A 26,856-nucleotide genomic window follows, 5' to 3' on the forward strand; every position below is an offset into this window, starting at 1 on the left:
CCCGAAGGCGCCCCGCAGCATCACTCGATGTTCTGCACCTGCTCGCGGATCTGGTCGATCAGCACCTTCAGCTCGACTGCGGCATTGGACGTGCGGCTGTCCACCGACTTCGAGCCCAGCGTGTTGGCTTCACGATTGAACTCCTGCAGCAGGAAGTCCAGGCGGCGGCCGACCGGCTCGCGCTGCGTGAGCACGCGGCGGATCTCGACGATGTGGCTCGACAGGCGGTCCAGCTCCTCATCCACATCCAGCTTCTGCAGCCACAGCACCAGCTCCTGCTCAGCGCGGCCGGGATCGACCGGATGCGGCAGATCGGCCAGGCGCGCAGCCAGCTTGGCACGCTGGCCATCACGGATGGCGGGAATCAGCGTGCGGACGTCACCCGCGATGCGCTCGATGCCATCCACGCGCTCGGCAATGGCCGCGGCGAGCTTGCCGCCCTCGCGCTCGCGGGCCTCGACGAATCCGTCCAGCACCTGATCCAGCAAGGCCAGCGCCTCGACCTGCAGGGCCGCCGCATCGGTGGCCTCGCCCCGGGTCACGCCCGGCAGCTGCAGCAGATCGGTGAAGCTCACCTGCAGGTTGGGAAAATCCGACGTCAGGCGGTGGGCCAGATGCCCGAGCTGGCCCAGCAGGGCCTCATCGACCTGCAGATTCCCCGCCGCGTCCGGCGCACGCAGTCGCAGCACCAGATCCAGCTTGCCGCGGCTCAGGCGCGCGGCGATGCGCTCGCGCAGCTGCGGCTCCAATGCCCGCAGCTCTTCAGGCAGGCGGGTGCCGACCTCCAGGAAGCGGTGGTTGACCGAGCGCAGCTCGCAGCCCAGCGTGCCCCACGGGGTGACCCGCTCGCCACCCGCGTAGGCGGTCATGCTTCGAATCATGGAATGTGTCCGGTGCGTGCAAAGGGGGAATGGTACCCTAGCGCCCTCACCAGAGCCCCCCTGCCCGCCCCGTGAAGGTCGCGGGCATGGCGGCGTACTCCCCGCCCTTACGGAACCCGCATCATGTCCGATTCCCGCCCCAGTGGCCGCCAGCCCGACCAGCTCCGCCCGGTCGTCATCCAACGCGGCTTCACCCGCCACGCCGAAGGCTCGGTACTGGTGTGCTTCGGTGAAACCCGCGTGCTGTGCACGGCCAGCGTCGAGAACCGGGTTCCGGGCTTCCTGCGCGGCAAGGGCGAAGGCTGGGTGACCGCCGAGTACGGCATGCTGCCGCGCGCCACCCACACCCGCAGCGACCGTGAAGCGGCGCGTGGCAAGCAGGGCGGCCGCACGCTGGAGATCCAGCGCCTGATCGGCCGCAGCCTGCGCGCCTGCGTGGACCGCAATGCCCTCGGCGAACGCACCATCACCCTGGACTGCGACGTGCTGCAGGCCGACGGCGGCACCCGCACCGCGGCCATCACCGGCGCCTACGTGGCCCTGGTCGACGCCGTGAACGTGCTGATCAAGCGCGGCGAGATCAAGCGCAACCCGATCCTGGGTGCGGTAGCAGCGGTGTCGGTGGGCGTTTACCGCGGCACTCCGGTGCTGGACCTGGACTACGCCGAAGACAGCGACTGCGACACCGACATGAACGTGGTGATGAACGATGGCGGTGGCTTCATCGAGCTGCAGGGCACTGCCGAAGGCCATGCCTTCCGCCGCGATGAACTGGACGCGCTGCTGGGACTGGCCGAAAAGGGCGTGAACGAACTGCTGGCCGCACAGCAGGCAGCGCTGTCGGCATGAACCGGCGCCTTGCCCTGACCACCCTGGTGGTGGCCGACTATGACGAGGCCATCGCCTGGTATACCGGCAAGCTCGGCTTCGCACTGCTGGAGGACATCGACCAGGGCCACAAGCGATGGGTCGTGGTCGGACCGACAGACGGCAGCGCCGCCGCCCTGCTGCTGGCGCGCGCCAGCGACGAGGAACAGCGCAGCCGCATCGGCAACCAGACCGGTGGGCGCGTTGCGTTCTTCCTCAACACCGACGACTTCCACCGCGACCATGCGGCGATGCTGGCCGCCGGGGTGGAGTTCCTGGAATCGCCGCGCGAAGAACCCTATGCAACGGTCGCGGTGTTCCGCGATCTGTATGGCAACACCTGGGACCTGCTGGAGCCCCGTCAATGAAGAAACTGGTACTGGCCAGCCACAACGCCGGCAAGCTGGTGGAGATGCAGGAGATCCTTGCCGACCTGCCGCTGCAGATCACCTCGGCCGCCGAACTGGGCCTGGGCGACGTAGAAGAGACCGGCCTGACCTTCGTCGAGAACGCGCTGCTGAAGGCGCGCGCGGCCTGCGAAGCGACCGGCCTGCCGGCGCTGGCCGATGATTCGGGGCTGATCGTCGATGCGCTCGGTGGCGCACCCGGCCTGTACAGCGCGCGTTATGCCGGCCACCCGACCAATGCCGCCGCCAACAACGCCAAGCTGCTGGACGCGATGGCCGACATCCCCGATGGCCAGCGCAGCGCCCGCTTCTATGCGGTGATCGTGCTCCTGCGCCACGCCACCGACCCGCAGCCGCTGATCTGCGAGGGCCGCTGGGAAGGGCAGATCATCCGCGAACTGCGTGGCACGAACGGTTTTGGCTACAACCCGGTATTCCTGGACACCACCCACGGCCTGACCGCCGCGGAAATGGAGCCAGCCCTGAAGAACGCCATCAGCCACCGTGCCATTGCCCTGCAGCAGCTCAAGCAGCAGCTGGCGACGCTGTACTGAAGCCATCCGATCGAACCAGGGAAGCCGGCCAACGGCCGGCACTACCGATGAAGCCCATGCCGCACGCCCACGACCACTGCAACCACCTGCCCGGCGAAGCCTGCTCCGCTGACCACGACAGCCCACCGCGACTGGTGCCACCGCCGCTGTCGTTGTACGTGCACCTGCCGTGGTGCGTGCGCAAATGCCCGTACTGCGATTTCAACTCGCACCAAGCCAAGGGCGAGCTGCCGTTCGAGGCCTACATCGATGCACTGCTGCGCGACCTGGACCAGGACCTGCCGCTGGTCTGGGGCCGGGTGGTGCACAGCGTGTTCTTCGGCGGTGGCACGCCCAGCCTGTTCCCGCCGGAGGCGATCGATCGCTTCCTGCAGCAGGCCAGCGCCCGCCTGCGCTTCGCGCCGAACGCCGAGATCACGCTGGAAACCAATCCCGGCACCGCCGAGCATGGCCGCTTCGACCGCTACCGCGCGGCTGGCGTGAACCGCCTGAGCTTCGGCATCCAGAGCTTCGACGACGAAGCGCTTAAGCGGCTGGGCCGCATCCACGACAGTGGCGAAGCCGAGCGTGCGGTGAAGATGGCCCAGGATGCGGGGTACGACAATTTCAACATTGACCTGATGTACGCACTGCCCGAGCAGACGCTGGCCGGTGCCGAATCGGACCTCGAGCGCGCCTTTGCACTGCAGCCGGCGCACATCTCGCACTACCAGCTGACCCTGGAACCGAACACGGTGTTCTTCGCGCGCCCACCGCAGGGCATTCCCGATGAAGACAACGCCTGGGACATGCAGGAACACTGCCAGGCGCTGCTGGCGCAGGCCGGCTTCGGCCAGTACGAGGTCAGCGCCTACGCGCGCCCCGGCCGGCAGAGCGCGCACAATCTGAACTACTGGCGCTTCGGCGATTACCTGGGCATCGGCGCCGGTGCACACGGCAAGATCAGTTCCGGCGCCGAAGAGCACGTGCTGCGGCGCTGGAAGCTCAAGCATCCGCAGGCCTACCTGGACAGCGCTGGCACCCCGGCGTCGTTCGGTGGCGATGACGTGATCACGCCCGCGCGGCTTCCGTTCGAGTACATGCTCAACCTGCTGCGCCTGCACGAGGGCTTCAGCCTGCGTGATTTTGAATCGCGCACCGGCCTGCCGCGCAGCGTGCTCGACGCACCGCTGGCCGAGGCCGTGCAGCGCGGCTGGCTGGAGACGGCCGATGGCCAGGTCCGCCCGACCGAACTGGGCCGCCGTTTCACCAATGATGTGGTGAGCCTGTTCCTGGACGAATGAGCGCCCCGGCGTGCAGCGTGTGCATTCACCCTAAAGTAGCGCCGGCCTCGGCCGACACGGTAGATTCACAGGATCGCTCCGCGGGAATCCGGGTACCGCACGCCGATGTCAGCTGTCTTCTCCCTCTCCGCCACCGACGCTGCCCGCCTGGCCAGCACCGACCTGCCACCGCGGGTACGTGAACTGCTGGGGGCGTTGACCGGCCTGTGCCGGCAGGCACTGACCGCGCCGCTGATCCTGACCGTCGAAGCGCTGGAACAACTCCTGTTGCACGATGCCGACCGCGCGCGCAGTCCGCAGCAGCAGGCTGAACTGATGGCGCAGCGTAGCCAACTGCATGCCTTCGCCGGCCACTTCAGCGAGCGCATGCTCGATGCGGTGGCCGAGGCACTGGCGCGGCTGCGCGAACCGACCGCCTTCACGGCAGCAGCACCACCGCCCGCACTGCCGGGCACGATCGGCCTGTCGCTGGTCGACGAGCACGAGGTCGACCGCGACCTGCTGCTCACCGAAATGGTCCGGCGCGAGACGCAGCGCTCGGCCAACGCCCTGAACCTGCTCGGCCAGCGCCTGGGCGTGCTGGCTGCGGCGCCTGCGTTCGAAGCCGATACCCTTCCGCTGGCACCGCAGGCGCTGTGCGCGATGGTGCGCAGGGTCGCCGAACAGGATGGCCTCGGGGCAGAGGTGCAGCTGGCGCTGTATCGCAGTTTCGAGCGGCAGGTGCTGGAACGCCTGGGCGACCTGCTTGATCGGGCCAATGCCCTGCTCGCCCAGCAGGGCGTGCTGCCGGGCCTGGTCTACACCCCGTATCTGGCCCGCTCGTCGAGTACGCGACGGATCATCACCCAGTCCGTCGCTGGCGGCCGTGCCACGCAGCCAGCCAGGCGCGCGGCGGCCCCCATGACCGGCTGGGGCGAGAACCTGCCTGCCGGCTCCTGGTCGACCCTGATGCAGGATGCCTTCCAGTCCGGTTCCGCATCCGCTGCAGCGACCCCCGGGCTGACCACCGCCACCGGCACCCTGCTGCACGACCTGCTGCAGCGCGCGCGTACCACGCCGGCGGCAGACGCGCCTGCGGTACCGACTGCTGCCGTCGATGCGGTATTGGCAAGGCTGCAAAACCAGGCCAGCGCCGCTACCGGTGTGGTCGACCTGCAGGCCGCCGTGGTCGCGCAGCTGCGCAGCGAGCATGGCCCGCATGCGCAGATCGGCAGCCATGATCGCGACAACCTGGACCTGCTGCGCCTGTTGATGCAGCAGATCCAGCAGCAGCAGCGCCCGGACCCGGTGCCCGCCGCCCTGCTGGCGCGCCTGCAGGTACCGTTGGCACGTGCAGCGATGGCCGATCCGGGCTTCTTCGTACGCGACGAGCATCCTGCGCGCGAGCTGCTCAACCATATCGCCGAAGCCGGTGCCCGCTGGCTGGGGGACGACGACGTCGATCCGCAGTTTCTGCAGCGCATGGCACAGAGCGTGCAGAGCCTGCTCGGCGAGGATGCACGCACGCCGGAAGCCTTCGCTGCTGCCAACGAAGAGGTGCAGCAGCACCAGCGCGCGGCCGCCCATCGCGCCGAACTGGCCGAACGCCGCCACGTCGAAGCCGCGCGCGGCAGGGAGCGCCTGGAACTCGCGCGGCGCCAGGCCAGCGCCCAGATCGAGCAGTGCTGCAGCACGCAGCAGCCGCCGCGCTTCGTCCAGACCCTGCTGCGCCAGGCCTGGTCCGACGCGCTGACCCTGACCCGGCTTCGCCATGGCGAGGACTCGCCCCAGTGGCAGGAGCGGCTGCAGCAGACCGAGCGCATCGCGGCCGTTACTGCAACCGCCGCCAACGGCGTCGATGGCACCGATGGCGCCTTGGCCGCCGATGTGGAGGCCGCGCTGCTGCAGGTGGGCTATCACGCCGAGGAAGCCTCAGCGGTGGCCCGTCGCCTGGCCACGCCCGGGGGCGAGGACGACAGCACGTCGCGTACCGAACTCAGCGCGCGGCTGAAGGCCCGCGCCCGGCTGGGCGAGCACACCGACAGCCGCAGTGCGTCCGCCCCTGCCGCGCCACGCAGCAGTGCGGAGGAGGCCGCCTACGAGCAGCTGTGCTCCCTGCCCTTCGGCAGCTGGTTCGACATCGACAACGGCGACGGCACGCTTCGCCGCCAGCGCCTGTCCTGGTACAGCCTGCTGACCGGCCATGTGCTGTTCGTCAATCCGCGCGGGCAGAAGATTGCCGAAACCGACCTCGACAGCCTGGCGCGGCAGATCAGCGCTGGGCGTGCGCATCTGGTCACCGAAGACAAGGGCCGGCTGGTCGACCGCGCCTGGAAGGCCAGCCTGGGCGCCCTGCGTGCGCTTGCCGGCCGCAACCCGCAGGACACCCCCGCATGAGCATGACGCCGCCGCAGGACACCCGCCGCGCCCCCCGACGCCAGGTGTCGGACCTGGTGCCGGTGACCGACCAGATGCGCGACTGCGTGGTCGGTCGCCTTGGCAATGTGTCCGAAACCGGCATGCTGATGCTGGCCAGCACTGCGCTGCGCGACGACGCGCTGTATCAGTTCCGCTTCCCGCTGCCGCTGGGCGATGGCCAGCAGGCAGCCATCGACGTGGGCGTGCACCTGTTGTGGAGCGAGCCGGCGCACGCCCCGGGACAGAGCTGGGTGGGCTTCCGGTTCCTCACCCTGTCACGCGAACACCGCCAGCTGCTGCGGCAGTGGGTAGGCGAAGACAGCGACGAAGGACCGCTTTCGACGGACTGACTGCCGGTTCCGGCACAGCGGTTTCTGCCGGTATGCGGCAGAATCTAGGGCCGTTTCCGTGTCGAGCCACCGCAATGATCCAGCAAGACCCCGGCGCCCTGTATCCCGATCACCTGGCCGTGCTGTGCCGACGCGCCGAGCAGGCGCTGGCGCGCGGCGGCTTTGATCACCTCGTGGTGCCCAGCGGCACCCTGCACTACCAGGTGTTTGATGATCGCGACTATCCCTATGCGGTGAATCCGCAGTTCAAGGCATGGTTGCCGCTGACGCGCGTGCCCAACAGCTGGATCGTGTTTACGCCCGGCAAGCGGCCGGTGGTGATCTTCCATCAGCCGTTCGATTACTGGCACGTAGTGCCGGACGCGCCGAGCGGCTGGTGGGTGGAGCACTTCGACATCCACATCATCCGCACGCCGGATGAAGCGCTGGCGTTGCTGCCGGCCGATCCGTCGCGCTGCGCGATCCTGGGTGAGCCGCAGAGCGCACTGGGCAGCCACGTGCCGAACAATCCTCCGGCGGTGGTGAATTACCTGGAATGGCACCGTGGCAGCAAGACGCCCTACGAGATCGCCCTGATGCGCCAGGCACAGGTGCTGGGCGTGCGCGGCCATCGCGCCGCCGAAGCCGCGTTCCGCAACGGTGCCGACGAGTTCAGCATCCACATGGCGTACTGCCAGGCGGTGGGCCAGGACGCCAATGAACTGCCCTACGGCAACATCGTGGCGTTGAACGAGCACGCCGCCGTTCTGCACTACACCGAACTGGGCCGCAAGGCACCGCAGCCGCTGCGCAGCTTCCTCATCGATGCCGGCGCCAGCGCGCACGGCTACGCCAGCGACATCACCCGTACCTACGCGGCGCACGGCCACGACGAATTCGCTGCGATGATCGCTGCCGTCGATGCCGCCCAGCAGCAGATGTGCGCGGCGGTGCGCCCGGGCGTTGATTACAGGACGCTGCACGTGGACGCGCATCTGTCGCTGATGGGCGTTCTGAAGGACTTCGGCGTCATCAGGGTATCGCCGCAGACCGCGCTGGAAACCGGCGTCAGCGCCGCATTCTTCCCGCACGGCATCGGCCATCTGATCGGCCTGCAGGTGCACGACGTGGCCGGATTCGCCGCCAGCGACGAAGGCGGCCGGATCGAACGTCCGGCGGGTCATCCCTACCTGCGTCTGACCCGCGTGCTGGAACCGGGGATGGTGGTGACCATCGAGCCGGGCCTGTACTTCATCGACATGCTGTTGAACGAGGTCAAGGACGCCGGCCATGGCGATGCGATCAACTGGGAGCGCGTGGACTTCTTCCGTCCGTATGGCGGCATCCGCATCGAGGACGAAGTGCTGTGCACCGATGGCGAAGCGGACAACCTGACGCGACCGGAGTTTGCGGCAGCCAACGGCTGAGCCCCTCGTGGTTGGATGCTGAATCAAAGCAGCGCTTGGCGGGGCGGGTGGGCCATGCAGGGGACGCTGCAAGTACGTCCCTGTAAGCTCGGTGGCGCCATCCATGGCGCCAACGCCCCTGCATGGCCTACCCACCCCACCTTTGACAGTTTCCTGCCGCGTCCAACCACGGAAAAGAAAAAATAAAAGCAGAAGCGGGTCGCTCGCTGCGCTCGCTCCGTGTCGACCAAGGTCGACACCTACCAGCAGCCGCAATTACCGGTAGATCCACGCCATGCGTGGATGATTCATTCGATATCTGACAGATGTGCCGACCAACGGTCGGCCCCCACCAACAGCCGCGTGAACCTGTCGAAGGCGGGGCACTGTGGGTTTGCGGGGTGTGAGCCGCATGGATGCAGCGACCAAGCCTCCAGGGATGGATTCACGGCGTCCCCGCAAACCCACAGTGCCCCGCCATCCCACGGATAGCCCGCTGTTGCTGTTGCTCCAGCTGTTGCGTCTGCGGGTGCAGGGCTGCAAGCCCTGCCGGCAACCCTCAACCCGCCATCACCGCTTCGATCTCGTCCGCACTCCGCGCCAGCCCTTCGGTCAGCACGCGATGGCCATCGTCGGTGATCAGCACATCGTCCTCGGTGCGGATGCCGATGCCACGCCAGCGCGGCTCCACCGTCGTATCGTCCACGCCGATGTACAGGCCCGGCTCGATGGTGAACGCCATGCCCGGCTCCAGCAGCCGCGAGTCCCCGGCCAGGCGGTAGTCGCCCACGTCGTGCACATCCAGCCCGATCCAGTGGCCGGTCTTGTGCCGGTAGAAGCGCTGGTACAGGCCTTCGGAAAGATTCTTCTCCAGCGTGCCCTTCAGCAGGCCGAGCCGCAGCAGGCCTTCGGTCAGCGTCTGCACCGCCGCCAGGTGGCCGGCTTCGTAGGGTACGCCGGGCCGGGCCTGGGCCAGCGCCGCCGCCTGGGCCTGGCCGACCAGATCATGCAGCGCGCGCTGCTCGGCGCTGAAGCGCCCGTTCACCGGGAAGGTACGGGTGATGTCGCTGGCGTAGCCACGGTACTCAGCACCCGCATCGATCAGCACCAGCTCGCCGTCGCGCGCACGCCCGTTGTTGTCGCGATAGTGCAGGATGCACCCGTTGCGGCCGGCGCCGACGATGCTGCAGTACGCCGGCACCGCATCGCTGGCGCGGAACACCCGCTCCAGTTCGGCCTGCAGCTCGTACTCATGGATGCCCGCCTTCGCCGCCTTCATCGCTGCCAGGTGCGCACGCACGCTGATCTGGGCGGCGTGCTGCATCAGCGCCACCTCCGCGCCGGACTTGAACAGGCGCTGCTCATGCAGCAGGTGGCCCAGCTCCAGGAACTCGTGCGGCGGCTGCGCACCGTGGCGCACCTGGGAGCGGACACGGTTGACCCAGCCGATCAGCTTCAGGTCGAAGTCCGCGTCACGGCCGAAGTGGTAGTAGACGCGCGAGCGTCCCTCCAGCAGGCCCGGAAGGATGTCGTCCAGATCGTCGATCGGATAGGCATCGTCCATGCCGAACTGCGCCACGGCGCCTTCCTGGCCGGCGCGGCTGCCGTCCCAGGCCTCGCGCTCGGCATCGCGTTCGCGGCAGAACAGGATCGCCTCGCCGTGACGACGCCCGGGAATCAGCACCAGCACGGCTTCCGGCTCCGGGAAGCCGCTCAGGTACTGGAAGTCCGAATCCTGCCGGTACGGGTAATGGGTATCCAGGCTGCGCACCTTCTCGGACGCGGCGGGCAGCACCAGGATGGCGTCTTCGCCGGCCATGTCCATCAGCTGCCGGCGACGACGCTTGTACTCGCCGGCCGCGATGCCGGTGCGCTGCTTGATGTCCATCAGTTCAGGCGCTGCCGGTGGCGCGCGGCCAGCACCACATCGCCGTGCAGCAGCAGCACCGCCACGCGGATGAATTCCTCGATCTCCGACAGCGCCTCATCGTCGTCCTCGCCACCCGCCTCGAAATCCTCGCTGGAAGCACGCGCCAGGCTGGCCATGTCGGTCAGCGCCTCTTCGCCCTCTTCGGACAGGGCCGGACGACGGCCGCCACTGCCCAGTCCGAATCCACCAAGGAAGGCGCGGGTCCAGCTGAACATCGCGTCGGCCTGCGCAGCCACGTCCTCGCTGTCGCTCAGCAGCAGCTCGAACGCGAAATCGCGGTCCTCCAGCTGCTTGATGGTGGCCTGCAACAACTGCCCGAGGGCGCTGTCGGCCGCCACCGGCGGCAGGCTGTCGTCGGCCAGCACACGCGCCGGCCAGTCGTTGCCGGGAGCTCCACCGGCGGCCAGCCAGCCGCACAGGCCGCCATGCAGCTCGGCAGCGGTGGCGCCCAGGCCCAGGTCCTGGCTGGCGCGGGAAACGTCGTCGACGGAGGGAAGTTCGGTCATCGTGCGGCTCGTTCGGAGAAGGAAACCCCGAGCGCGCACGCGCGCGCCCGTGAGCCCTGTAGTGTAGCAACCCGATAGCGACCTCCCCGTGGCCATCGGGGCCTGCTGCGACAGCGCTTGACCGCCCAGACCCGGCTTGCCTATCGTGCCTGCATGGAACCCGCCGATCCCCTTGCCCAGCTGCAGGACTTCGCCGCCCGCGTGGAAGCGTTGCTTGAACGCAACCAGCGCCTGGCCGAAGAGAACCGCAGCCTGCGCCACCAGCAGGAACAGCTGGTGGCCGAGCGCTCGACGCTGCTGGCCAAGAACGAACAGGCGCGCTCGCGGGTGGAAGCGATGATCAGCCGGCTCAAATCCCTGGAGCAGCACACATGAGCGCCGAACCGGTCAGCGTCCGCATCCTCGACCGCGAGTACACCGTCGGCGTGGGTGCCGATGAACGCGACAGCCTGATGGCGGCCGCGCGCCTGCTCGACGCACGGATGCGCGAGATCCGTGGCAGCAACCGCATGGCGGCGGTCGACCGCATCGCGGTCCTGGCGGCACTGAATCTGGCCCATGAACTGCAGCTGTTGCGTGACGAGAACGCCCGCCAGGCCGTGGCCCTGCAGCAGACGCTGGCCGACCTGAACCGGCGGCTGGACCGCGCCATCGACGGCAATCCCTGACAGATCGCGCGACACGCGTCTTCTCATTTCTGAATTGGCACGGACTGTTGCCGACGAACGGCCTATCCAGATCAGGACCGGCCGCTATAATGGCCCTGCGTTCTCTGCGGTACTCGACGGCATGTGCAAACATTCGCCTTGTCCCTTAAGAACGACACCGGGAGCGCGACAGCGCCGGGAGTGCAGGTCCGCCTTGTAGCGGGAAGCCCGATGGTTCTCCAGCGTTCCCACTTGAGCCCCCGGGTTCAAGGTCGTTTCGCATGCATCGACATTGCGGAGAATGCAATATTCCAGCAAGGGCGGCGTCTTCGGGCGTCGCCCTTGTTCTTTCCGGCACAATGACGGCTGTTCCTTGCCGCACTCTGCCATGACCGACCCGCGCCAGGCCCTGCGCCACGACCTGCGGCAACGCCGCCGTGACCTTTCCGCCAGCGAGCGCATCGCCGCCGCCGATGCCCTTGCCGATGGGCTGCTGGCGTTGCCGTTTGCGCCGCTTCACGGCCACGTTGCCGGCTATTGGGCGCTGGACGGTGAGATCGCGCTGCATCGCTGGCAGCTGCAGCTGCCCGATGGACTCACCTACTGCCTGCCGGTGCTGGCCGGCGACACGCTGCGCTTCGCGCCCTGGCGGCCCGGTCAGCCCCTGACCGGCAATCGCTACGGCATTCCGGAACCGGACGTGGCCGTGGAAGACACGCTGGAACCGGCGCAGATGGCGCTGGTAGTGACCCCGCTGGTGGGTTTCGACACACAGTGCCGGCGGCTGGGCATGGGGGGCGGCTGGTATGATCGCAGCTTCGCCTTCCGCCACGACCGGCCGGCGCCGCCCTGGCTGGTCGGTGCTGCCTTCGCGGTGCAGCAGGTCGAGTCCTTGCCGGTGGCGTCGTGGGACGTGCCGGTGGATGCGATCTGCACCGAAGCCGGCACCCTGTTCCCCTCCGCTGCCCCCGTGAACGCATGACCGCCCGCAAGCGCTATTGGCTGATGAAGTCCGAGCCGGACGCCTTCTCCATCGATGACCTGGCCAAGGTCAAGGTCGAGCCCTGGAACGGGGTGCGCAACTACCAGGCGCGCAACTTCATGCGCGATGGCATGCAGGTCGGCGACGGCATCCTGTTCTACCACTCCAATACCAAGGTCCCCGGCATCGTCGGCCTGGCCACGGTCGCCAGCCCGGCCTACCCGGACGATACCCAGTTCGACCCGAAATCCGACTACCACGACCCGAAAAGCACGCGCGAGAACCCGCGCTGGATGCTGGTGGACGTGGCCTTCGACCGCAAGCTCAGCCAGGTGATCGCGCTGGACGAGATCAAGCTGCACGCCGAAGCGCTCGGCGAGGGCTTCCCGCTGGTTGCCAAGGGCAACCGGCTGTCGGTGTTCCCGGTGACCGCCGCGCAGTGGAAGCTGCTGCTGTCGCTGGAAAAGAAATCCTGATTCCCTGCTGAGAGTTCCTCCCATGTCCGAAGCCAAGCGCCTGGCCGCCGAGAAAGCCATCGAGTACGTCGAAGACGGCATGATCGTCGGTGTCGGCACCGGTTCCACCGTCGCCTATTTCATCGATGCGCTGGCGCGCATCCAGCATCGCATCAAGGGTGCGGTGTCCAGCTCGGAACAGAGCACCGCGCGCCTGAAGCAGCACGGGATCGAGGTGATCGAGCTGAACCACACCGGCAACCTGTCGCTGTACGTCGACGGCGCCGACGAGTGCGATCCCGGCAAGTGCCTGATCAAGGGCGGTGGCGCTGCACTGACCCGCGAGAAGATCATTGCCGAGGCCAGCGAGCGCTTCGTCTGCATCGTCGACCCGAGCAAGCAGGTCCCGGTGCTGGGCAGGTTCCCGCTGCCGGTGGAAGTGATTCCGATGGCACGCAGCCTGGTGGCCCGGCAGATCCGCGACATGACCGGGGGCCAGCCGACCTGGCGCGAGGGCGTGGTCACCGACAACGGCAACCAGATCCTGGACATCCACAACCTGCAGATCACCGATCCGGAAAAGCTCGAGCGCGAACTCAACCAGCTGCCGGGCGTGGTCTGCGTCGGCCTGTTTGCCCGTCGCCGTGCCGACGTGGTGATCATCGGCGGCGAACCGCCGGTCGTGCTCTGACCCTCACGCGAAGGATCCTGACGATGTCGCTGCTGCGTTCGCTGCTGATGCTTCCCTTGCTGGCCCTGGCCGGCTGTGCCACCGATGCGGCCCGTCACTGGGTCGAACTGGACGGCGCCCGCTACCACGTGGAGCTGGCAACCAATGATGAGGCCCGCGCACGCGGGCTGATGTTCCGCGACCAGATGCCCGTTGACCACGGCATGCTGTTCATCCATGACCGCGAGGAAATGCAGGCGTACTGGATGAAGAACACCAAGATCGCGCTGGACATCCTGTACTTCGACAGCCAGCGCCGGCTGGTGAGCCAGCAGCGCGACGTGCCGCCCTGCTCGGCCGGCGACATGTGCCCGCCCTATCCCAGCGGCGGCCCGGCCCGGTACGTGCTGGAACTCAACGCCGGCCAGGCCGAGAAGCTCAAGCTGAAAGACGGTACCGAACTGACCTTCGGCCCGGGCATCGAGAAGTAGGCCCACGCGGCCCGGCGGCCGGCCGGCACCCCGGTCGGGGTCGGATCCCTTTCGCACGCGGACGGGATCTGACCCTTGGATTTTTCACGCCACACCGCTTGAATCCGTCTGCGATTGCCGCCAGTCTGTGACCATGCCGGACCGGATCACACTCCCCGACTGGGATGCACTGGCCGACCTCGAAGACGAGGCGCTGCCGTTGTTGCCGACCGCGCTGCTGATCGCGCGCGATGAATATCCGGATCTGCAGCCGTCCACCTACGACGCGCTGATCCAGAGCCATGTCGACCACCTTCGCGCCGAAGTGGACAGCATCGAGCGCAGTCCGCTGAAAATGGCCGCGATCAATCGCCACCTGTTCGACGAACTGGGCTACAGCGGCGACCACGACGAGTATTACGATCCGCGCAACAGTTATCTCAACCAGGTATTCGAGCGCAGGCTCGGCAATCCGATCTCGCTGGCGCTGGTACAGATGGAGGTCGCGCGGCGGCTGGGCATTCCGCTGGACGGCGTGTCCTTCCCCGGCCACTTCCTGGTGCGCCTGCCGGTGGATGACGGTGTCCTGGTGATGGACCCGTTCAACGGCGGTCGGCCGCTGGATGTGGACGAACTGCGGGAGCGCGCAAAGTCACATCTGGGCGGGCAGATGCCCGACGACCAAGTGCTGGCGCAGATTCTCGATCCGGCACCGTCCCGCGCGATCCTGATGCGGATGCTGCGCAACCTGCACGGCGTGTATGCCGAGGCCGGTGAATGGGACCGTGCCGCGCGCAGTGCCGACCGCCTGCTGAAGCTGGCGCCGGAGCAGGACGACGCCCTGCGCGACCGGGGCCTGGCCTACCTGCAGCTGGAGTACCTGACGGGAGCCCGGCACGATCTGGGGCAGTACCTCAAGCGCAATCCCGAGGCCAGCGACGCGCAGTGGCTGCGCGAGAAGCTGATCGATCTGGGCGGGCCGATGCCACGGCTGCATTGAGGCGGCCGGTGCGCGGACCTGCGGCCCGCCCCACGTCCGTCAATCGACCTCGACCATCTCGAAATCGGCCTTGGTAACGCCGCAGTCCGGGCAGGTCCAGGTGTCCGGAATGTCTTCCCAGCGCGTGCCCGGCGCAATGCCCTCTTCCGGCAGGCCGTCGGCCTCGTGGTAAAGGAAGCCGCAGACCACGCACATCCAGGTACGCAGGGTGGTGGGGGTGGCGTCGCTCATCGGATAATCGGGGTTGAATTCACGGGCCGCCATTGTCCCATCGCGGTCCACTCACCGGTAGCCATCGATGACCTCTGCTTCCCCGGCGCCCCGTGGCGTCTACCTCATCACCCCGGATGAGCCCGACACCGCACGCCTGCTGGCCCGCACCGCGCCCTTGCTGGCCGCCGGCGCCACCTGGCTGCAATACCGCAACAAGACCGCCAGCGACGCGCTGCGGCTGGAACAGGCCACCGCACTGCAGGCGCTGTGCGCAGAGCACGGCGTGCCGCTGATCGTCAATGATGACCCGGTACTGGCCCGGGCCGTGGGCGCAGCCGGCGTGCATCTGGGCGGTACCGACGGCGACATCGCCAGCGCGCGCGCCCTGCTCGGTGCCGACGCCATCATCGGCGCCTCCTGCTACGACCAGCTGGCCAACGCCGAGGCCGCCGCAGCCGCTGGCGCCAGCTATGTGGCCTTCGGCGCCTTCTTTCCGACCACCACCAAGATCACCACCAGCCGTGCCCACATCGATCTGCTGCGGCAGAGCGCCGCACTGGGCGTACCGCGGGTGGCGATCGGCGGCCTGACGCCGGACAATGTCGGTCCCCTCATCGAGGCCGGCGCCGACCTGGTGGCCGTGGTCAGCGGCATCTACGCCGCAGCGGACCCGGTCGCCACCCAGCGCGCCTACCTCGCCCAGTTCCGGTAACACCTAGGAAACCCGATGAACCACGACCAGTCCCACGCCCTGTTCTCCCGTGCCCAGCACTTGCTGCCGGGCGGCGTCAATTCGCCGGTCCGCGCGTTCAAGTCGGTCGGCGGCGAGCCCTTCTTCGTCGAGCGCGCCGATGGCGCCTACCTGTACGACGTGGACGGCAACCGCTACATCGACTATGTCGGTTCCTGGGGTCCGATGATCGTCGGCCACAATCATCCGGCCGTACGCCAGGCGGTGAAGAAGGCCGTCGAACAGGGCCTCTCGTTCGGTGCGCCGTGCGCCGCCGAAGTGACCATGGCCGAGACCATCACCCGCCTGGTGCCGTCCTGCGAGATGGTGCGGATGGTCAACTCCGGCACCGAAGCGACCCTGTCGGCGATCCGCCTGGCGCGCGGTGCCACCGGTCGCAACCGCATCGTCAAGTTCGAAGGGTGTTACCACGGCCATGGCGACTCGTTCCTGGTGAAGGCCGGCAGCGGCATGCTGACCCTCGGTGTGCCCACCTCACCGGGCGTTCCGGCAGGCCTGAGCGAACTCACCCTAACCCTGCCCTACAACGACTTCGAGGCCGCCACCGCACTGTTCGAGGCACAGGGCAGCGAGATCGCCGGCCTGATCATCGAACCGGTGGTGGGCAACGCCAACTGCATCCCGCCACGCGACGGCTACCTGCAGCACCTGCGCGAGCTGTGCACGCAACACGGCGCACTGCTGATCTTCGATGAAGTGATGACCGGCTTCCGCGTGGCGCTCGGCGGCGCGCAGGCGCATTACGGGATCACGCCGGACCTGACCACCTTCGGCAAGATCATCGGCGGCGGCATGCCGGTGGGCGCCTATGGCGGTCGCCGCGACCTGATGCAGCAGATCGCCCCCGCCGGCCCGATCTACCAGGCCGGCACGCTCAGCGGCAATCCAGTGGCGATGGCGGCCGGCCTGGCAATGCTGGAACTGGTCCAGCAGCCCGGCTTCCACGCCGACCTGGCCGAGCGCACCGCACGCCTGTGCGAGGGCCTGGAAGCTGCGGCCGCAGACGCCGGAGTGGCCGTGACCACGACCCGGGTCGGGGCGATGTTCGGGCTGTTCTTCACCAGCGAGAAGGTGGAGACCTATGCGCAGGCCACCGCCTGTGACATTCCGGCGTTCAACCGCTTCTTCCACGCCATGCTGGACCAGGGCGTGTTCCTGGCGCCGTCGGCGTATGAGGCCGGCTTCCTGTCCAGTGCGCACGACGATGCGGTGATCGAAGCGACGCTGGCCGCTGCACGCGTGGCGTTCAAGGCCGCCAAGGGCTGAGCCCTGCCCATGGCGGGCGCCAACCTTGGTTGGCACTGCCTTGCACCGTATCCACGCCTGGCGTGGATCTACTGCAACGTGTAGAGCCGAGCCATGCCCGGCTCATCGTACGCAGCGCGGAAAAGAGCAGTCGAGCATGGTGCGACGCTGCAAACGGCATCAACCAAAGACGAACGTGCCCTTCATCATCGCGAAGTGGCCGGGGAACGAGCAGAAGAAGGTGTAGTCACCGCCCTTCTGCAGGCCCTGGGTAGAGAAGCGCACGCGCGTGGTCTCGCCGCCGCCGATCACCTTGGTGTGCGCCAACACGCGCTTGTCGGCCTTCGGCAGGTAGCTGTCGGCCAGGGTCATGCGCATGCCCGCCATCGCCACCGGCTGGTAATCGGCACTGCGGGTCAGCACCCAGTTGTGGCCCATGGCAGTGGCGGCCAACTTACCGGTGTGGCGCAGCGTCAGATCCACGGCGGTGCAGTCGGCGGCGACCTTGATCTCGCGGCTGCTGAAGCTCATCTGGTCGGTGCTGTCGATGCTTACCGCACACACCCGCGCCATCGCCGACGGCGCCAGCATCAGCGCGCCCAGTCCCACTGCCACCATCCAAGCCTTCATCGTTGCCTCTCCTGCGGATTCAAGCGCCATTCTAGGCAGCCCCCTGTGGCCGCGTCTGCGACCGTCTGTCGCATGCCCACTCCAGGGTTTCCCGCACACTTGCCGCAATGGCATGCTCGGCCGATGCGGATCGACCTGTTGCTGCTGGATGTAGACGGCGTGCTGGTGCATTACCAGCGCGCGCAACGCGTGCTGCATCTGGCGAAGGCGCTGGGGGTTCCGACGCAGGCCGTGCAGGCCGCGTTGTACGACAGCGGGCTGGAAGCCGCGCATGACAATGGCTTGCTGGGCGGCCCTGCCTATCTGGCGCGATTGGGAGAGCTTCTGCACAGGACCATCGACGTGGACACCTGGACGGCAGCGCGGCAAGCCGCGAGCCATCCGCAGCGCGCAGTCCTGCAACGGCTGCGGGCCCTGCAGCTGCCGATGGCGGTGCTGACCAACAATGGCGCGCTGATGAAGCAGGCGTTGCCTTCCCTGCTGCCGGAGCTGTTCCCTGCCCTGCTGGGTCGCGTGTTCTGCAGCGCCGATTTCGGCCTGCGCAAACCGGCGCCGGAGGTGTTCCTGCGCACGCTGGAGATGCTTGATGCAGCGCCTGCGCACACGCTGTTCGTCGATGACCTGTTCGCCAACGTGCGCGGCGCACGCGCCGCTGGGCTGCACGCGGAAACGGTGCACGATGGCCGTGGGCTGGGCAAGGTGTTGAAACGCTACCGGATCACGTGACCGCTGTAGAGCCGAGCCCATGCTCGGCTGCTGTTGCCTGACGTGGAGATGAGCCGAGCATGGGCTCGGCTCTACAGCGATTCCGCGGCAACGGGGTCAGCGCCAAGGCTTCAGCGTGCGGCGATGAACGCTGCAACAGCGGCACGCAGGCGCTTCAGGCCTTCGGCCACTTCTTCGTCGGTGATGTTCAACGACGGCACGAAGCGCAGCACGTCCGGACCGGCCTGCAGGGTCAGCAGGCCGTGTTCGGCCGCGTGATCGAGGATGGCACCGGCCTGCCCGGCGAAGTCCTTGGCCAGGACCGCGCCCAGCATCAGGCCGCGACCGCGTACGCCACTGAACACGCCGAATTCCTCGCTGATGCGGGCGAAACCATCGCGCAGCGCCTTCGACTGGCGGCTGACATTGGCGGCGATCTCAGGCGAGGACAGTTTGCGCAGCGCTACGCGGGCGACGGCAGCAGCCAGCGGATTGCCACCGAAGGTGGTGCCGTGCGCACCGAACTGCATGGTCTCGGCGACCTTCGGGCCGGCCAGCATCGCGCCGATCGGGAAGCCGCCTCCCAGCGCCTTGGCCAGGGTGACCATATCCGGCACCACGTCATCCTGCCAGTGCGCGAACAGCGTGCCGGTACGGCCCATGCCCGCCTGGATCTCATCCAGCACCAGCAGCGCGCCGTGCTGGTCGCACAGCTCGCGCACGCGCTTGAGGAAACCGGACTTGGCCGGCATCACGCCACCCTCGCCCTGCACCGGCTCCAGCATCACCGCCGCCACGTCGCCCGCGGCCATCGCCGTTTCCAGCTGCACTTCGTCGTTGAAGTCGATGTAGCGGAAGCCACCGGGCAGCGGCTCATAGCCTTCCTGGTACTTCGGCTGGGCGGTGGCGGTCACCGCGCCCAGGGTGCGGCCGTGGAAGCTGCCGCGGAACGTGATGATCACCCGCTTGTCAGCCGGCCGCCCCTGGCTGGAGGCCCACTTGCGCACCATCTTGATCGCCACTTCATTGGCTTCGGCGCCGGAATTGCACAGGAACACGCGCTCGGCGAAGCGGCTGGCCTTCACCAGCTCTTCCGCCAGGTGCAGCGGCGGTGCGCTGTAGAACACATTGCTGGTGTGCCAGAGCTTGCTGGCCTGCTCGACCAGTGCCGCCACCAGATCCGGGTCGTTGTGGCCCAGGCCGCACACGGCGATACCGGCCGCCAGATCGATGAACTCACGGCCCTGACTGTCCCACACGCGGGCGCCCTGGCCACGCTCCAGCACCACCTGGCGAGGCTTGTAGACCGGCAGGTAGTAGTGCGAAAGGGAGATCAGCGGGTCGGTCGCGGCGGTCATGGCAGTCGGCAGGATTCAGGAATGCCCATTCTCGCGCCGGAACCCCTGCGGCACAATGCGCCCATGCGACCGTTCTCCGCCCCCCAGCTGAACCCCGCCACCGAAACCGGCTGGCGCCGCCAGTGGTTCGACATCATCTACCGGCACGATACCCGGCCCTCGCGCAATTTCGACCTGCTGCTGGTGGTGACCATCATCGCCAGCATCCTGGTGGTGATGATCGACAGCGTGCAGCACCTGCACGCCGAGTGGTCCACCAGCCTGTACGTGCTCGAGTGGGGCTTCACCCTTATCTTCACCGCCGAGTACCTGCTGCGGCTGGCGGTGGTCAAGCGCCCGCTGCGCTATGCCGTGAGCGTGTGGGGCATCATCGACCTGCTCTCGATCCTGCCCGCGTACCTGTCGATGTTCATCCCCGGCGCGCAGAGCCTGCTGGTGGTGCGCGCACTGCGCATCCTGCGCGTGTTCCGCATCCTCAAGCTGACCCGCTACATCGAGGAAAGCGGCGTGCTGATGCAGTCGCTGTGGCGCAGCCGGCGGAAGATCCTGGTGTTCCTGTTCACGGTGATCACCATCACCATCATCGCCGGCGCGCTGATGTACGTGATCGAAGGACCGGAGAATGGCTTCAGCAACATTCCTGCCAGCATGTACTGGGCGGTGGTGACCATGGCCACGGTCGGCTTCGGCGACATCGTGCCGCAGACCGTGCTCGGCCGCTTCGTCACGTCCGTGCTGATCCTGATCGGCTACAGCATCATTGCCGTGCCCACCGGCATCTACACCGCTGAACTGGCCAGCACCATGCGCGAGGCCGAGCTGGCGGCACGCCGCGATGCCCGGGGTTGCCCGCACTGCGGGCTGGAAGGCCACGAACCGGATGCACGCCACTGCCGGGCCTGCGGCAACGCGCTGCCGGAAGCCTTCAACCGCTGACCCGTACCTGCGCGGGGCGGTGAGCAGCCTGCCGCCGCTCCCGCCTCAGCGCATCTGATTGCTGGCACTGACCAGTGCGTCGGCACACTGGACTGTCACCCGGATCTACTGCCGGTTGCTCTGGAACACCAGCGCGTTGTAGACATGCAGCAGTCGCCCGGCCGAACCCCGCGGGGCCATCGACGGCGAATCCAGCATGCGCCGCTCGAAGTCGTTGTACGGGGTCTTGCTGCTGACCCGCTGCAGGCGCTCCTTGCCCTCGCGACGGAAGTTTTCGGCTTCGCGCTCGAAGCTGTTCCAGTCCAGCTTGCCCGGCTCCTGATCGGCCACCTTGGCATGTGCTTCGTCGGAAATGCGATTGAAGGCCTGCAGCCGTTCATCGGCCTGCGCCGGATCGAAATCGTCGTCACCCATCAGGTCCATGATCGCTTTCGCTTCCAGCATCATCGCCAGCCGGTAGTACTCGCGGGTGCGGCCCTCGGCCTGTTCCAGCGCCTTGAGGTGCTCGCGCTGGGCAGCATCGTTCTGGCGTTCCAGTTCAACGTTGAACGTTTCGCTGGCGCCGGCGAAGGCCTTGAACGCCGCCATCAGCGGCGCGTGCAGCTGCTTGCCCTTGGCGAACTGGTCGTCCTCGTAATCCTGGCGCTCGTAGTAGTCGTGTGCCTCATGGCTGACCGGCACCAATGCCTTCAGCGCCTGCAGGTAGCGGCCAGCCGCCGCATCGAGTTCCGGCAGCGCGGGCTGGGCCGCGATCGCCTCGGTGATCGGTGCGTCGCACTGCTTCATGTCGTAGTCGTCGATCTCGCTTGGTCCGTACACACGGGTCTCGCGTCCGCTCGGACCGGCCTCCAGATCCTTGATCCAGCCCGTGTAGGCGCGGGCGCTGCCATGCACCTCGGAATCGACCGCGTTGAAGCAGCCGATATAGGCGTTGAGCTTGGCGGTCAGCTGCTGCTGGGCATCCTGCGTAGGCGCGGCATCGGCCTTGTCGGACGTGCCGGACGAGGCGGGCGGCTTGCCACCACAGGCGACCAGGGCAAGCGACAACAACGCAGCGAGCAGCGCTGCAGTGGTACGACGGAGCATCTACGCACATCCTTGTTGAAAACGATTACAGCCGCGAATTCTATCGCAGTTGGCCGATCATGACACTCGCATCGGATCAGTCGAGGAACAGATCCGGCAGCAGCGGCCGCGACGGATCGACCGCGTAGCCGGACAGGTCGGTGATGCCGGCCTGTGCCAGCACCTCGTCATCGATCAGGAACTGGCCGTGGAAACCCGCGGCTTCGCGTACCAGCACTGCATGCGCGGCATCGGCCATGATCTGCGGCGTGCGGCATCCCGCCGCGTCAACGCCGGGGATCATGTTGATGGCGTCGGTGGCGATCACCGTGCGCGGCCACAGCGCATTGACCGCCACGCCCTGCGGCCCGAACTCGGCGGCAAGACCGAGGGTGACGAAGCTCATGCCCATCTTCGCCAGCGTGTAGCCGGTATGCGCGCCCCACCACTTCGGTTCCAGGCTCGGCGGCGGCGCCAGGGTGAGGATGTGTGGATTCGGGGCCTGCCGCAGGTACGGCAGGCAGGCCTGTGCGCACAGGAAACTGCCACGCGCATTGACCTGCTGCATCAGGTCGAAGCGCTTCATCGGTGTCTCCAGCGTGCCGCGCAGCCAGATCGCGCTGGCATTGTTGACCAGGATGTCGATGCCACCGAAGGTATCGACCGTAGCGGCGACGGCCGCCTGCACCTGCTCTTCCTCGCGGATGTCGCATTTCAACGCCAGGCCCTGGCCGCCGGCCGCATTCACCGCATCGGCAGCGCTGTGGATGGTGCCCGGCAACTTCGGGTTAGGCACCGACGACTTGGCCGCGATGGCCACGTTGGCACCATCGCGCGCGGCACGCAGCGCGATCGCCAGGCCGATGCCACGCGAGGCACCGGTGATGAAAAGGGTCTTGCCCTGCAGACTGCCCACGTTCCAGACTCCAGCGTATGCAATGAGCGGCTAGTATGCCGCGGCGACGCGGAGTTCACCCCGTCTTGACGATACTCGGGCCTCCAGTCAACGCACGAGGTCCACGCCATGCGCCGTTCCCGTCTGCTGCTGCCTGCCCTCGCACTCGCCCTGATGACCGCCTGCCAGGGCAGCTCGCCCGAGCCCGGCAAGGAACCCGTCGCCACGGACACCCCCAGCGCGGAGAAGGCAGCGACCGATGGCCGGATGCGCTGGAGCGAGGCGGTGGTGTGGGACGGCGACCTCAACGCCTGCCGTCAGGGAGGCGATGCGGCGACGCGCGACTGCCTGCGCGATGCGATGCGAAGCGGCGGCGCCAGCTCGGATGCAATCACGGCCGCCGAGCAGCTTTCCACCGGCGGCGAACTGGCCTATGTCAGCGCGTGGCATGAGCATGACGGACTGGGCGTGGCCACGGTTGAATATCCCTTCCGCGCCAACACCAACCAAGGCACGCGCCTGGTGGATGCAGGCGGCAAGCGCATCGATGTCGATGCGGTGCAGCTGGACGATGCGCTGCGCGCCGACCCGACTGTGCAGGCATTGCTGAAGGCCAACCCGCAGGCGACGCCGTTCGCACCGGCGCAGGCCGCAGGCACCGCACCACTGGAAGGCGGCGGCATCCGCCTGCTGTACCGCACGCCGCTGCGCGACTGCCATGCCTGCCCGGATGTGGGGCAGCTGCAGATCGGCTATGACTTCGATGCCAAGCGGAACTTCATTGGCCAGCAGCTGGTGCCGGCAACGCCCTAGCGCTCCGGTGGCGCCGGGTGCCGCCGGGCCCGGCCTACCCGTACGCGCGTACCTGCCTGCGCAGCAGATGCGGCACGATCAGCCGGTGCATCGGGTCCACCGGCAGCATGTACAGGCGCCCGAACGCGTTGTGCGTATGCACCACCGTCGCCACTTCCAGCGTGTCACCCTGCCACTGCAGCGCCAGCTGCACGTGCAGGTGCCGGTCGTCATCCTCCAGCACGATGGCATCATCGTGCAGCGACTGCAGGGTGAAAATGCCGAGCCGCTGCCCGGGACTCGGATGCTGCGCAGCCTGCACCGCACGCAGCGAACCCAGATCCTTCATCCCGAGCAGGCGCATGCCCTGGTTGCGCAGCGCCATCAGCCCGTCAAACCACGCGGGGACCGTCGCTGCCATGTCGCGATAGGCCTGCAGTGCACTGCGCCCCTGTCGATGGGTGGCGACGCGGCAGGCATGCACGAAACCCGCACCCGCCAGCTGCGGATGCAGGACGCTGGCCGCGCTCGGCAGCGTGGTCACTACGTTCCACCGTCTCACGGCTTCGGCCCCTGCCCTTCGTTGTCTTCCCAGTGCAGGATGCGCCGTGTGACGAAGCGGTAGACCGGCTTGCCGGTGGCGAACCACAGTTCGCGTACCCACGACGTGCGCTTGAGCACGCGCTTCTCCACCGGCGTCAATGACTCGCGGCAGTACATGCGTTTGTGCTTGAGCAGATGGCGCAGATCCTCGCGGGCCAGCAGGCGCATCCAGCGCGAGCGCGGATTGCCGATCACCGCCAGCTGGAAGTCGATCAGCGCCGGACGACCATCGTCGGTGACCAACCAGTTGGCCTCCTTGGCCAGGTCGTTGTGGGCGACGCCGCGCCGATGCAACTGCTGCAGCAGGCGCCGCGCGGCGCGGAACCAGGCGAGGTCGCCGCGCGGCGGGCGCTGGTACATGGCATCGCCGGCCATGAAACTGCGATCCAGGTGGCGGCCATCCCAATCGATCAGCTGCGGGACATCGGCCATGCCGTGGATATGGCGCAGCGCGCGTGCTTCGCGCCGCGCCAGCCACCACGCCGGCAGGCGCAGCCACAGCGGCGTCGCCCCCAGATCGCGGCGCACGAACGGCCCGTCGGGGCCCTCCATACGAAGGATGCGGCCGAAGCTGTCGGCCTTCAATGCATGTGGTGGGACGTCTGGCGAATGCGGCATGGCGCCATTCTAGGCGATGCCGACGGTGGCAAACGGTCGGCAAGCGGCTGGGAACCAGTCACCTTCACGCCCTTATAATCGGGCAATGGACTCTTCATGGATCGACGCCACCCTCGCGTGGATTGCCGCTCATCCCGTGCTGGCGGGCGCGGTCATTTTTCTGATCGCGTTCTGCGATGCGGTCATCATTCTCGGCGCCATCGTGCCCGCACTGCCCCTGCTGTTCGCCGTGGGCGTGTTCATCGGCCTTGGCCAGATCTCCGGGCCGTACGCGGTCGCTGCGGCAGCGCTGGGTGCATTCGCGGGCGACGGCATCAGCTACTGGATCGGCCGCCGCTGGGGCGATCGCCTGCGCGGCGTGTGGCCGTTCAGCCGCTACCCGCAACTGCTGGACCGTGGCGAGAACCTGTTCCGCCGCAATGCCTTCAAGAGCATTCTTGTGGCCCGCTACGTCGGCGCGATCCGGCCGTTCGTCCCCGCCATCGCCGGCATGATGAACATGCCCGCCAGCCGCTACATGCAGGCCAGCGGCATCGCCAGCATTTCCTGGGCCGTGCTGTTCCTGGCGCCAGGCTGGATCCTGGGCGAAGCCTATGACGCGGTCGCGGCCGTGGCAGGTCGCCTGGTGGTGGTGGTCGGCCTGCTCGCGGTGATCCTCAGCCTGGTCTGGGCGATCGTGCTGTACGGCTACCGCTGGTCCGCCGCGCGCATGGATCATTGGCTGTCGCGCCTGCTCGACTGGTCCAACCGCCATCCGACTCTGGGCCGTTACACGGTCGGCGTGCTCGACCCGAAGCGGCGCGAGTCGGTGCCGTTGGCGATGCTGGCACTGATGCTGCTGCTGCTCGGCTGGGGCTGGTTCGCACTGCTCACCCTGGTGGTCGCGCACGGTGAACCGCTTGCGGTCGATCTGCTGGTGCACCAGGCCATGCTGGCGCTGCGCAACCCGCTGGCCGACTACCCGATGGCGGCGCTGGCCTCGCTCGGCGCATGGCCGGTACTGCTGCCGGCCACCGCCGCGGCGATGGGCTACCTGATCTGGCGCCGGCGCTGGATGGCTGCGGCGCACTGGCTGGCCGCGCTCGCCTTCGGCCTGGCCCTGACGCTGCTGCTCGGCGCGACCGTGGATGTGGTCCGCCCGGTCGACGCCAGCAGCGGCTTCGGCTTCCCGTCGGTATCGGTGACCATGGCCACCATCACCTTCGGCTTCTTCGCGGTCCTGATCGCGCGCGAGATGCCCGGCCGCACCCGCGTCTGGCCGTACCTCGTATCGGGCATCGTGGTCAGCCTGATCGGCTTCTCGCGCCTGTATCTGGGCGCACACTGGCTGAGCGATGTGATCGGCGGCATGCTGTTCGGCACGTTCTGGCTGCTGGTGCTGGGCATTGCTTACCGCCGCCGGTTCAACCGGTCGTTCTGGGTCAAACCGGTCGCCTGGCTTTTCTACGGCGTCTTCGCCGTTGCCGCGATGTGGTATGCGCCGCGCAACATCGCGGTGAAGCTGGAACGTTTCGAGCCGTCCCTGCCCGCCGCGCAGGCGATGGATATGCAGGCGTGGTGGCAGCACGACTGGTCCGCGCTGCCGGCGCGCCGCAACGAGTTCGACGATGACCAGCGCTGGCCGCTCGATGTGCAGGTCGCCGGTCCCCTGGCCCCGTTGCAGGCACAGCTGGAGGCACGTGGCTGGACGCTGCAGGAGCAGGCCGGTTGGCAGGAAGCATTGCTGATGCTGGACAAGGACACCGGTGCGGAGCAGCTGCCGGTCTTGCCGGCAACGCTGGACACGCGCGTGGAAGCATTGCTGATGGTGCGCCAGGGGGCGCGTCCGGACGAGCGCTACGTGCTGCGCCTGTGGCCGGCCGCCGTGCAGCTGCAGCCGGGCGACACGCCACTGTGGCTGGGCAGCGCACAGACCCTGCGCTACGAGCGCCACTTCCAGTGGATCGGCATGTGGCATCCGCTGCGCGGCGTGGATCCAGCCTTGAACGCGGTGAAGGACGCCGTGCAGGACCTGCCGCAACGCGAGGATGTGCACGGCGAAACCGGGTTGCCGGTACTGCGGTTGAAGACCGTCGCACCGTGAGGAGCCGCCGGGGGGGGGGGGGGGGGGGCCCCGGCGGGGGGGGGGGGCCCCCCCCGCGGGGGGGGGGGGGGGGGGGGCGGCCATCTCCGCGGGCGGGGCCCGGCCCCGCGCCGGGGCGGGGGTTACCCTCCCCCCCCCCCCCCCTCGCCCTCCAGCGCTCGACCATGCCGCTTTACCC

General features: G+C 67.9%; 30 protein-coding genes and 1 other RNA gene. 21 read left to right on the plus strand and 10 right to left on the minus strand.

What is annotated here, in order from left to right:
* Positions 1–20: 20 nt before the first annotated feature.
* The gene (locus ACVOME_RS07435) at positions 21–881 is read right to left on the minus strand and encodes a YicC/YloC family endoribonuclease (RefSeq protein WP_053519464.1); all 861 of its coding nucleotides are present in this window, start codon (positions 879–881) and stop codon (positions 21–23) included.
* A 123-nt stretch (positions 882–1,004) separates the two neighbouring features.
* Here ACVOME_RS07435 and rph point away from each other — a divergent pair, with 123 nt between their 5' ends.
* From rph to pepQ, 7 genes are all read left to right on the plus strand, one after another.
* Positions 1,005–1,730, plus strand: a complete 726-nt coding sequence (gene rph, locus ACVOME_RS07440; RefSeq protein ID WP_053519465.1) for a ribonuclease PH — start codon at positions 1,005–1,007, stop codon at positions 1,728–1,730.
* Positions 1,727–2,116: a VOC family protein gene (locus tag ACVOME_RS07445; protein WP_074899697.1), complete on the plus strand. Its 390-nt coding sequence runs from the start codon at positions 1,727–1,729 to the stop codon at positions 2,114–2,116. The genes rph and ACVOME_RS07445 overlap by 4 nt, the downstream gene beginning before the upstream one ends.
* Positions 2,113–2,709, plus strand: coding sequence for an RdgB/HAM1 family non-canonical purine NTP pyrophosphatase (rdgB, locus tag ACVOME_RS07450; RefSeq protein ID WP_005410891.1), 597 nt, complete (start codon positions 2,113–2,115; stop codon positions 2,707–2,709). The genes ACVOME_RS07445 and rdgB overlap by 4 nt, the downstream gene beginning before the upstream one ends.
* A 56-nt stretch (positions 2,710–2,765) precedes the next feature.
* Positions 2,766–3,992 carry a radical SAM family heme chaperone HemW gene (gene hemW / locus ACVOME_RS07455; protein WP_128988524.1) on the plus strand — a complete coding sequence of 409 codons (1,227 nt, stop codon included), beginning with the start codon at positions 2,766–2,768 and terminating at the stop codon, positions 3,990–3,992.
* A gap of 105 nt (positions 3,993–4,097) precedes the next feature.
* Positions 4,098–6,368, plus strand: a complete 2,271-nt coding sequence (locus ACVOME_RS07460) for a DUF1631 family protein (protein ID WP_065181688.1) — start codon at positions 4,098–4,100, stop codon at positions 6,366–6,368.
* Complete coding sequence (locus ACVOME_RS07465; RefSeq protein WP_065175725.1) at positions 6,365–6,739, plus strand: PilZ domain-containing protein; 375 nt, start codon at positions 6,365–6,367, stop codon at positions 6,737–6,739. Before ACVOME_RS07460 ends, ACVOME_RS07465 begins: the two co-directional genes overlap by 4 nt.
* 74 nt (positions 6,740–6,813) lie before the next feature.
* The gene (gene pepQ, locus ACVOME_RS07470) at positions 6,814–8,145 is read left to right on the plus strand and encodes a Xaa-Pro dipeptidase (protein ID WP_065181689.1); all 1,332 of its coding nucleotides are present in this window, start codon (positions 6,814–6,816) and stop codon (positions 8,143–8,145) included.
* Positions 8,146–8,683: 538 nt separating this feature from the next.
* On the opposite strand, the gene ACVOME_RS07475 is transcribed toward pepQ, so the two are convergent.
* Positions 8,684–10,006: an aminopeptidase P N-terminal domain-containing protein gene (locus tag ACVOME_RS07475; protein ID WP_111186809.1), complete on the minus strand. Its 1,323-nt coding sequence runs from the start codon at positions 10,004–10,006 to the stop codon at positions 8,684–8,686.
* Between the two features lie 5 nt (positions 10,007–10,011).
* A complete protein-coding gene (locus ACVOME_RS07480) occupies positions 10,012–10,560 on the minus strand; it encodes a UPF0149 family protein (RefSeq protein ID WP_053519828.1) in 549 nt (182 codons plus the stop codon).
* 153 nt (positions 10,561–10,713) lie between these two features.
* Here ACVOME_RS07480 and ACVOME_RS07485 point away from each other — a divergent pair, with 153 nt between their 5' ends.
* From ACVOME_RS07485 to ACVOME_RS07520, 8 genes are all read left to right on the plus strand, one after another.
* Positions 10,714–10,935: a TIGR02449 family protein gene (locus ACVOME_RS07485; RefSeq protein WP_005410898.1), complete on the plus strand. Its 222-nt coding sequence runs from the start codon at positions 10,714–10,716 to the stop codon at positions 10,933–10,935.
* Positions 10,932–11,228: a cell division protein ZapA gene (locus tag ACVOME_RS07490; protein ID WP_053519829.1), complete on the plus strand. Its 297-nt coding sequence runs from the start codon at positions 10,932–10,934 to the stop codon at positions 11,226–11,228. Before ACVOME_RS07485 ends, ACVOME_RS07490 begins: the two co-directional genes overlap by 4 nt.
* A gap of 98 nt (positions 11,229–11,326) precedes the next feature.
* Positions 11,327–11,512, plus strand: a non-coding RNA gene (ssrS, locus tag ACVOME_RS07495) — 6S RNA.
* An 83-nt stretch (positions 11,513–11,595) separates the two neighbouring features.
* Entirely contained in the window at positions 11,596–12,189 is a 594-nt protein-coding gene (locus ACVOME_RS07500; protein ID WP_053519830.1) for a 5-formyltetrahydrofolate cyclo-ligase, read from the plus strand.
* A complete protein-coding gene (locus ACVOME_RS07505; protein ID WP_283219376.1) occupies positions 12,186–12,665 on the plus strand; it encodes an EVE domain-containing protein in 480 nt (159 codons plus the stop codon). Before ACVOME_RS07500 ends, ACVOME_RS07505 begins: the two co-directional genes overlap by 4 nt.
* A 22-nt stretch (positions 12,666–12,687) precedes the next feature.
* The gene (rpiA, locus tag ACVOME_RS07510) at positions 12,688–13,335 is read left to right on the plus strand and encodes a ribose-5-phosphate isomerase RpiA (RefSeq protein WP_065175077.1); all 648 of its coding nucleotides are present in this window, start codon (positions 12,688–12,690) and stop codon (positions 13,333–13,335) included.
* Between the two features lie 23 nt (positions 13,336–13,358).
* Complete coding sequence (locus tag ACVOME_RS07515; RefSeq protein WP_164150879.1) at positions 13,359–13,805, plus strand: DUF192 domain-containing protein; 447 nt, start codon at positions 13,359–13,361, stop codon at positions 13,803–13,805.
* A 133-nt stretch (positions 13,806–13,938) separates the two neighbouring features.
* Positions 13,939–14,784 (plus strand): SirB1 family protein, encoded by an 846-nt coding sequence (locus ACVOME_RS07520; RefSeq protein ID WP_053519834.1) that lies wholly within the window; start codon positions 13,939–13,941, stop codon positions 14,782–14,784.
* A 39-nt stretch (positions 14,785–14,823) separates the two neighbouring features.
* Here the strand turns inward: ACVOME_RS07520 and ACVOME_RS07525 are convergent, their stop codons facing one another.
* Positions 14,824–15,048 carry a rubredoxin gene (locus tag ACVOME_RS07525; RefSeq protein ID WP_053519835.1) on the minus strand — a complete coding sequence of 75 codons (225 nt, stop codon included), beginning with the start codon at positions 15,046–15,048 and terminating at the stop codon, positions 14,824–14,826.
* Between the two features lie 34 nt (positions 15,049–15,082).
* On the opposite strand from ACVOME_RS07525, the gene thiE reads away from it, so the two are divergent.
* Both thiE and hemL read left to right on the plus strand, forming a co-directional pair.
* A complete protein-coding gene (gene thiE / locus ACVOME_RS07530) occupies positions 15,083–15,709 on the plus strand; it encodes a thiamine phosphate synthase (RefSeq protein WP_111186788.1) in 627 nt (208 codons plus the stop codon).
* A 15-nt stretch (positions 15,710–15,724) separates the two neighbouring features.
* A complete protein-coding gene (gene hemL, locus ACVOME_RS07535) occupies positions 15,725–17,014 on the plus strand; it encodes a glutamate-1-semialdehyde 2,1-aminomutase (protein WP_065175080.1) in 1,290 nt (429 codons plus the stop codon).
* Positions 17,015–17,173: 159 nt separating this feature from the next.
* On the opposite strand, the gene azu is transcribed toward hemL, so the two are convergent.
* On the minus strand, positions 17,174–17,623 hold the full coding sequence (gene azu, locus ACVOME_RS07540) for an azurin (protein ID WP_050509801.1): 450 nt from the start codon (positions 17,621–17,623) through the stop codon (positions 17,174–17,176).
* Between the two features lie 123 nt (positions 17,624–17,746).
* Between azu and ACVOME_RS07545 the strand changes: the two genes are divergently transcribed.
* On the plus strand, positions 17,747–18,349 hold the full coding sequence (locus tag ACVOME_RS07545; RefSeq protein ID WP_065181694.1) for an HAD-IA family hydrolase: 603 nt from the start codon (positions 17,747–17,749) through the stop codon (positions 18,347–18,349).
* A 110-nt stretch (positions 18,350–18,459) separates the two neighbouring features.
* Here the strand turns inward: ACVOME_RS07545 and ACVOME_RS07550 are convergent, their stop codons facing one another.
* Complete coding sequence (locus ACVOME_RS07550) at positions 18,460–19,686, minus strand: acetylornithine transaminase (protein WP_262219095.1); 1,227 nt, start codon at positions 19,684–19,686, stop codon at positions 18,460–18,462.
* A gap of 63 nt (positions 19,687–19,749) precedes the next feature.
* Between ACVOME_RS07550 and ACVOME_RS07555 the strand changes: the two genes are divergently transcribed.
* Positions 19,750–20,622 (plus strand): ion transporter, encoded by an 873-nt coding sequence (locus ACVOME_RS07555; RefSeq protein WP_053519846.1) that lies wholly within the window; start codon positions 19,750–19,752, stop codon positions 20,620–20,622.
* A gap of 105 nt (positions 20,623–20,727) precedes the next feature.
* On the opposite strand, the gene ACVOME_RS07560 is transcribed toward ACVOME_RS07555, so the two are convergent.
* The gene (locus ACVOME_RS07560) at positions 20,728–21,708 is read right to left on the minus strand and encodes a YiiG family protein (protein ID WP_481504911.1); all 981 of its coding nucleotides are present in this window, start codon (positions 21,706–21,708) and stop codon (positions 20,728–20,730) included.
* Between the two features lie 76 nt (positions 21,709–21,784).
* Positions 21,785–22,603: an SDR family oxidoreductase gene (locus ACVOME_RS07565; RefSeq protein ID WP_053519841.1), complete on the minus strand. Its 819-nt coding sequence runs from the start codon at positions 22,601–22,603 to the stop codon at positions 21,785–21,787.
* Positions 22,604–22,711: 108 nt separating this feature from the next.
* Between ACVOME_RS07565 and ACVOME_RS07570 the strand changes: the two genes are divergently transcribed.
* A complete protein-coding gene (locus ACVOME_RS07570; protein WP_481504912.1) occupies positions 22,712–23,395 on the plus strand; it encodes a hypothetical protein in 684 nt (227 codons plus the stop codon).
* A gap of 34 nt (positions 23,396–23,429) precedes the next feature.
* Here ACVOME_RS07570 and ACVOME_RS07575 read toward each other — a convergent pair whose 3' ends face one another.
* Both ACVOME_RS07575 and ACVOME_RS07580 read right to left on the minus strand, forming a co-directional pair.
* Complete coding sequence (locus ACVOME_RS07575; protein ID WP_414487636.1) at positions 23,430–23,918, minus strand: DUF2867 domain-containing protein; 489 nt, start codon at positions 23,916–23,918, stop codon at positions 23,430–23,432.
* Between the two features lie 14 nt (positions 23,919–23,932).
* The gene (locus tag ACVOME_RS07580) at positions 23,933–24,595 is read right to left on the minus strand and encodes a serine/threonine-protein kinase (RefSeq protein ID WP_111186793.1); all 663 of its coding nucleotides are present in this window, start codon (positions 24,593–24,595) and stop codon (positions 23,933–23,935) included.
* 85 nt (positions 24,596–24,680) lie between these two features.
* On the opposite strand from ACVOME_RS07580, the gene ACVOME_RS07585 reads away from it, so the two are divergent.
* On the plus strand, positions 24,681–26,678 hold the full coding sequence (locus ACVOME_RS07585) for a bifunctional DedA family/phosphatase PAP2 family protein (RefSeq protein WP_065181701.1): 1,998 nt from the start codon (positions 24,681–24,683) through the stop codon (positions 26,676–26,678).
* The last annotated feature ends 178 nt before the right edge of the window (positions 26,679–26,856 follow it).

This window comes from Stenotrophomonas sp. STEN008, from assembly GCF_056760435.1.

What these genes read in the sequence shown, in the direction of transcription:
- ACVOME_RS07435 (WP_053519464.1), bottom strand. Translation starts at nt 881, where the DNA reads ATGATTCGAAGCATGACCGCCTACGCGGGTGGCGAGCGGGTCACCCCG.
- rph (WP_053519465.1), top strand. Translation starts at nt 1,005, where the DNA reads ATGTCCGATTCCCGCCCCAGTGGCCGCCAGCCCGACCAGCTCCGCCCG.
- ACVOME_RS07445 (WP_074899697.1), top strand. Translation starts at nt 1,727, where the DNA reads ATGAACCGGCGCCTTGCCCTGACCACCCTGGTGGTGGCCGACTATGAC.
- rdgB (WP_005410891.1), top strand. Translation starts at nt 2,113, where the DNA reads ATGAAGAAACTGGTACTGGCCAGCCACAACGCCGGCAAGCTGGTGGAG.
- hemW (WP_128988524.1), top strand. Translation starts at nt 2,766, where the DNA reads ATGCCGCACGCCCACGACCACTGCAACCACCTGCCCGGCGAAGCCTGC.
- ACVOME_RS07460 (WP_065181688.1), top strand. Translation starts at nt 4,098, where the DNA reads ATGTCAGCTGTCTTCTCCCTCTCCGCCACCGACGCTGCCCGCCTGGCC.
- ACVOME_RS07465 (WP_065175725.1), top strand. Translation starts at nt 6,365, where the DNA reads ATGAGCATGACGCCGCCGCAGGACACCCGCCGCGCCCCCCGACGCCAG.
- pepQ (WP_065181689.1), top strand. Translation starts at nt 6,814, where the DNA reads ATGATCCAGCAAGACCCCGGCGCCCTGTATCCCGATCACCTGGCCGTG.
- ACVOME_RS07480 (WP_053519828.1), bottom strand. Translation starts at nt 10,560, where the DNA reads ATGACCGAACTTCCCTCCGTCGACGACGTTTCCCGCGCCAGCCAGGAC.
- ACVOME_RS07485 (WP_005410898.1), top strand. Translation starts at nt 10,714, where the DNA reads ATGGAACCCGCCGATCCCCTTGCCCAGCTGCAGGACTTCGCCGCCCGC.
- ACVOME_RS07490 (WP_053519829.1), top strand. Translation starts at nt 10,932, where the DNA reads ATGAGCGCCGAACCGGTCAGCGTCCGCATCCTCGACCGCGAGTACACC.
- ACVOME_RS07500 (WP_053519830.1), top strand. Translation starts at nt 11,596, where the DNA reads ATGACCGACCCGCGCCAGGCCCTGCGCCACGACCTGCGGCAACGCCGC.
- ACVOME_RS07505 (WP_283219376.1), top strand. Translation starts at nt 12,186, where the DNA reads ATGACCGCCCGCAAGCGCTATTGGCTGATGAAGTCCGAGCCGGACGCC.
- rpiA (WP_065175077.1), top strand. Translation starts at nt 12,688, where the DNA reads ATGTCCGAAGCCAAGCGCCTGGCCGCCGAGAAAGCCATCGAGTACGTC.
- ACVOME_RS07515 (WP_164150879.1), top strand. Translation starts at nt 13,359, where the DNA reads ATGTCGCTGCTGCGTTCGCTGCTGATGCTTCCCTTGCTGGCCCTGGCC.
- ACVOME_RS07520 (WP_053519834.1), top strand. Translation starts at nt 13,939, where the DNA reads ATGCCGGACCGGATCACACTCCCCGACTGGGATGCACTGGCCGACCTC.
- ACVOME_RS07525 (WP_053519835.1), bottom strand. Translation starts at nt 15,048, where the DNA reads ATGGCGGCCCGTGAATTCAACCCCGATTATCCGATGAGCGACGCCACC.
- thiE (WP_111186788.1), top strand. Translation starts at nt 15,083, where the DNA reads ATGACCTCTGCTTCCCCGGCGCCCCGTGGCGTCTACCTCATCACCCCG.
- hemL (WP_065175080.1), top strand. Translation starts at nt 15,725, where the DNA reads ATGAACCACGACCAGTCCCACGCCCTGTTCTCCCGTGCCCAGCACTTG.
- azu (WP_050509801.1), bottom strand. Translation starts at nt 17,623, where the DNA reads ATGAAGGCTTGGATGGTGGCAGTGGGACTGGGCGCGCTGATGCTGGCG.
- ACVOME_RS07545 (WP_065181694.1), top strand. Translation starts at nt 17,747, where the DNA reads ATGCGGATCGACCTGTTGCTGCTGGATGTAGACGGCGTGCTGGTGCAT.
- ACVOME_RS07550 (WP_262219095.1), bottom strand. Translation starts at nt 19,686, where the DNA reads ATGACCGCCGCGACCGACCCGCTGATCTCCCTTTCGCACTACTACCTG.
- ACVOME_RS07555 (WP_053519846.1), top strand. Translation starts at nt 19,750, where the DNA reads ATGCGACCGTTCTCCGCCCCCCAGCTGAACCCCGCCACCGAAACCGGC.
- ACVOME_RS07560 (WP_481504911.1), bottom strand. Translation starts at nt 21,708, where the DNA reads ATGCTCCGTCGTACCACTGCAGCGCTGCTCGCTGCGTTGTTGTCGCTT.
- ACVOME_RS07570 (WP_481504912.1), top strand. Translation starts at nt 22,712, where the DNA reads ATGCGCCGTTCCCGTCTGCTGCTGCCTGCCCTCGCACTCGCCCTGATG.
- ACVOME_RS07580 (WP_111186793.1), bottom strand. Translation starts at nt 24,595, where the DNA reads ATGCCGCATTCGCCAGACGTCCCACCACATGCATTGAAGGCCGACAGC.
- ACVOME_RS07585 (WP_065181701.1), top strand. Translation starts at nt 24,681, where the DNA reads ATGGACTCTTCATGGATCGACGCCACCCTCGCGTGGATTGCCGCTCAT.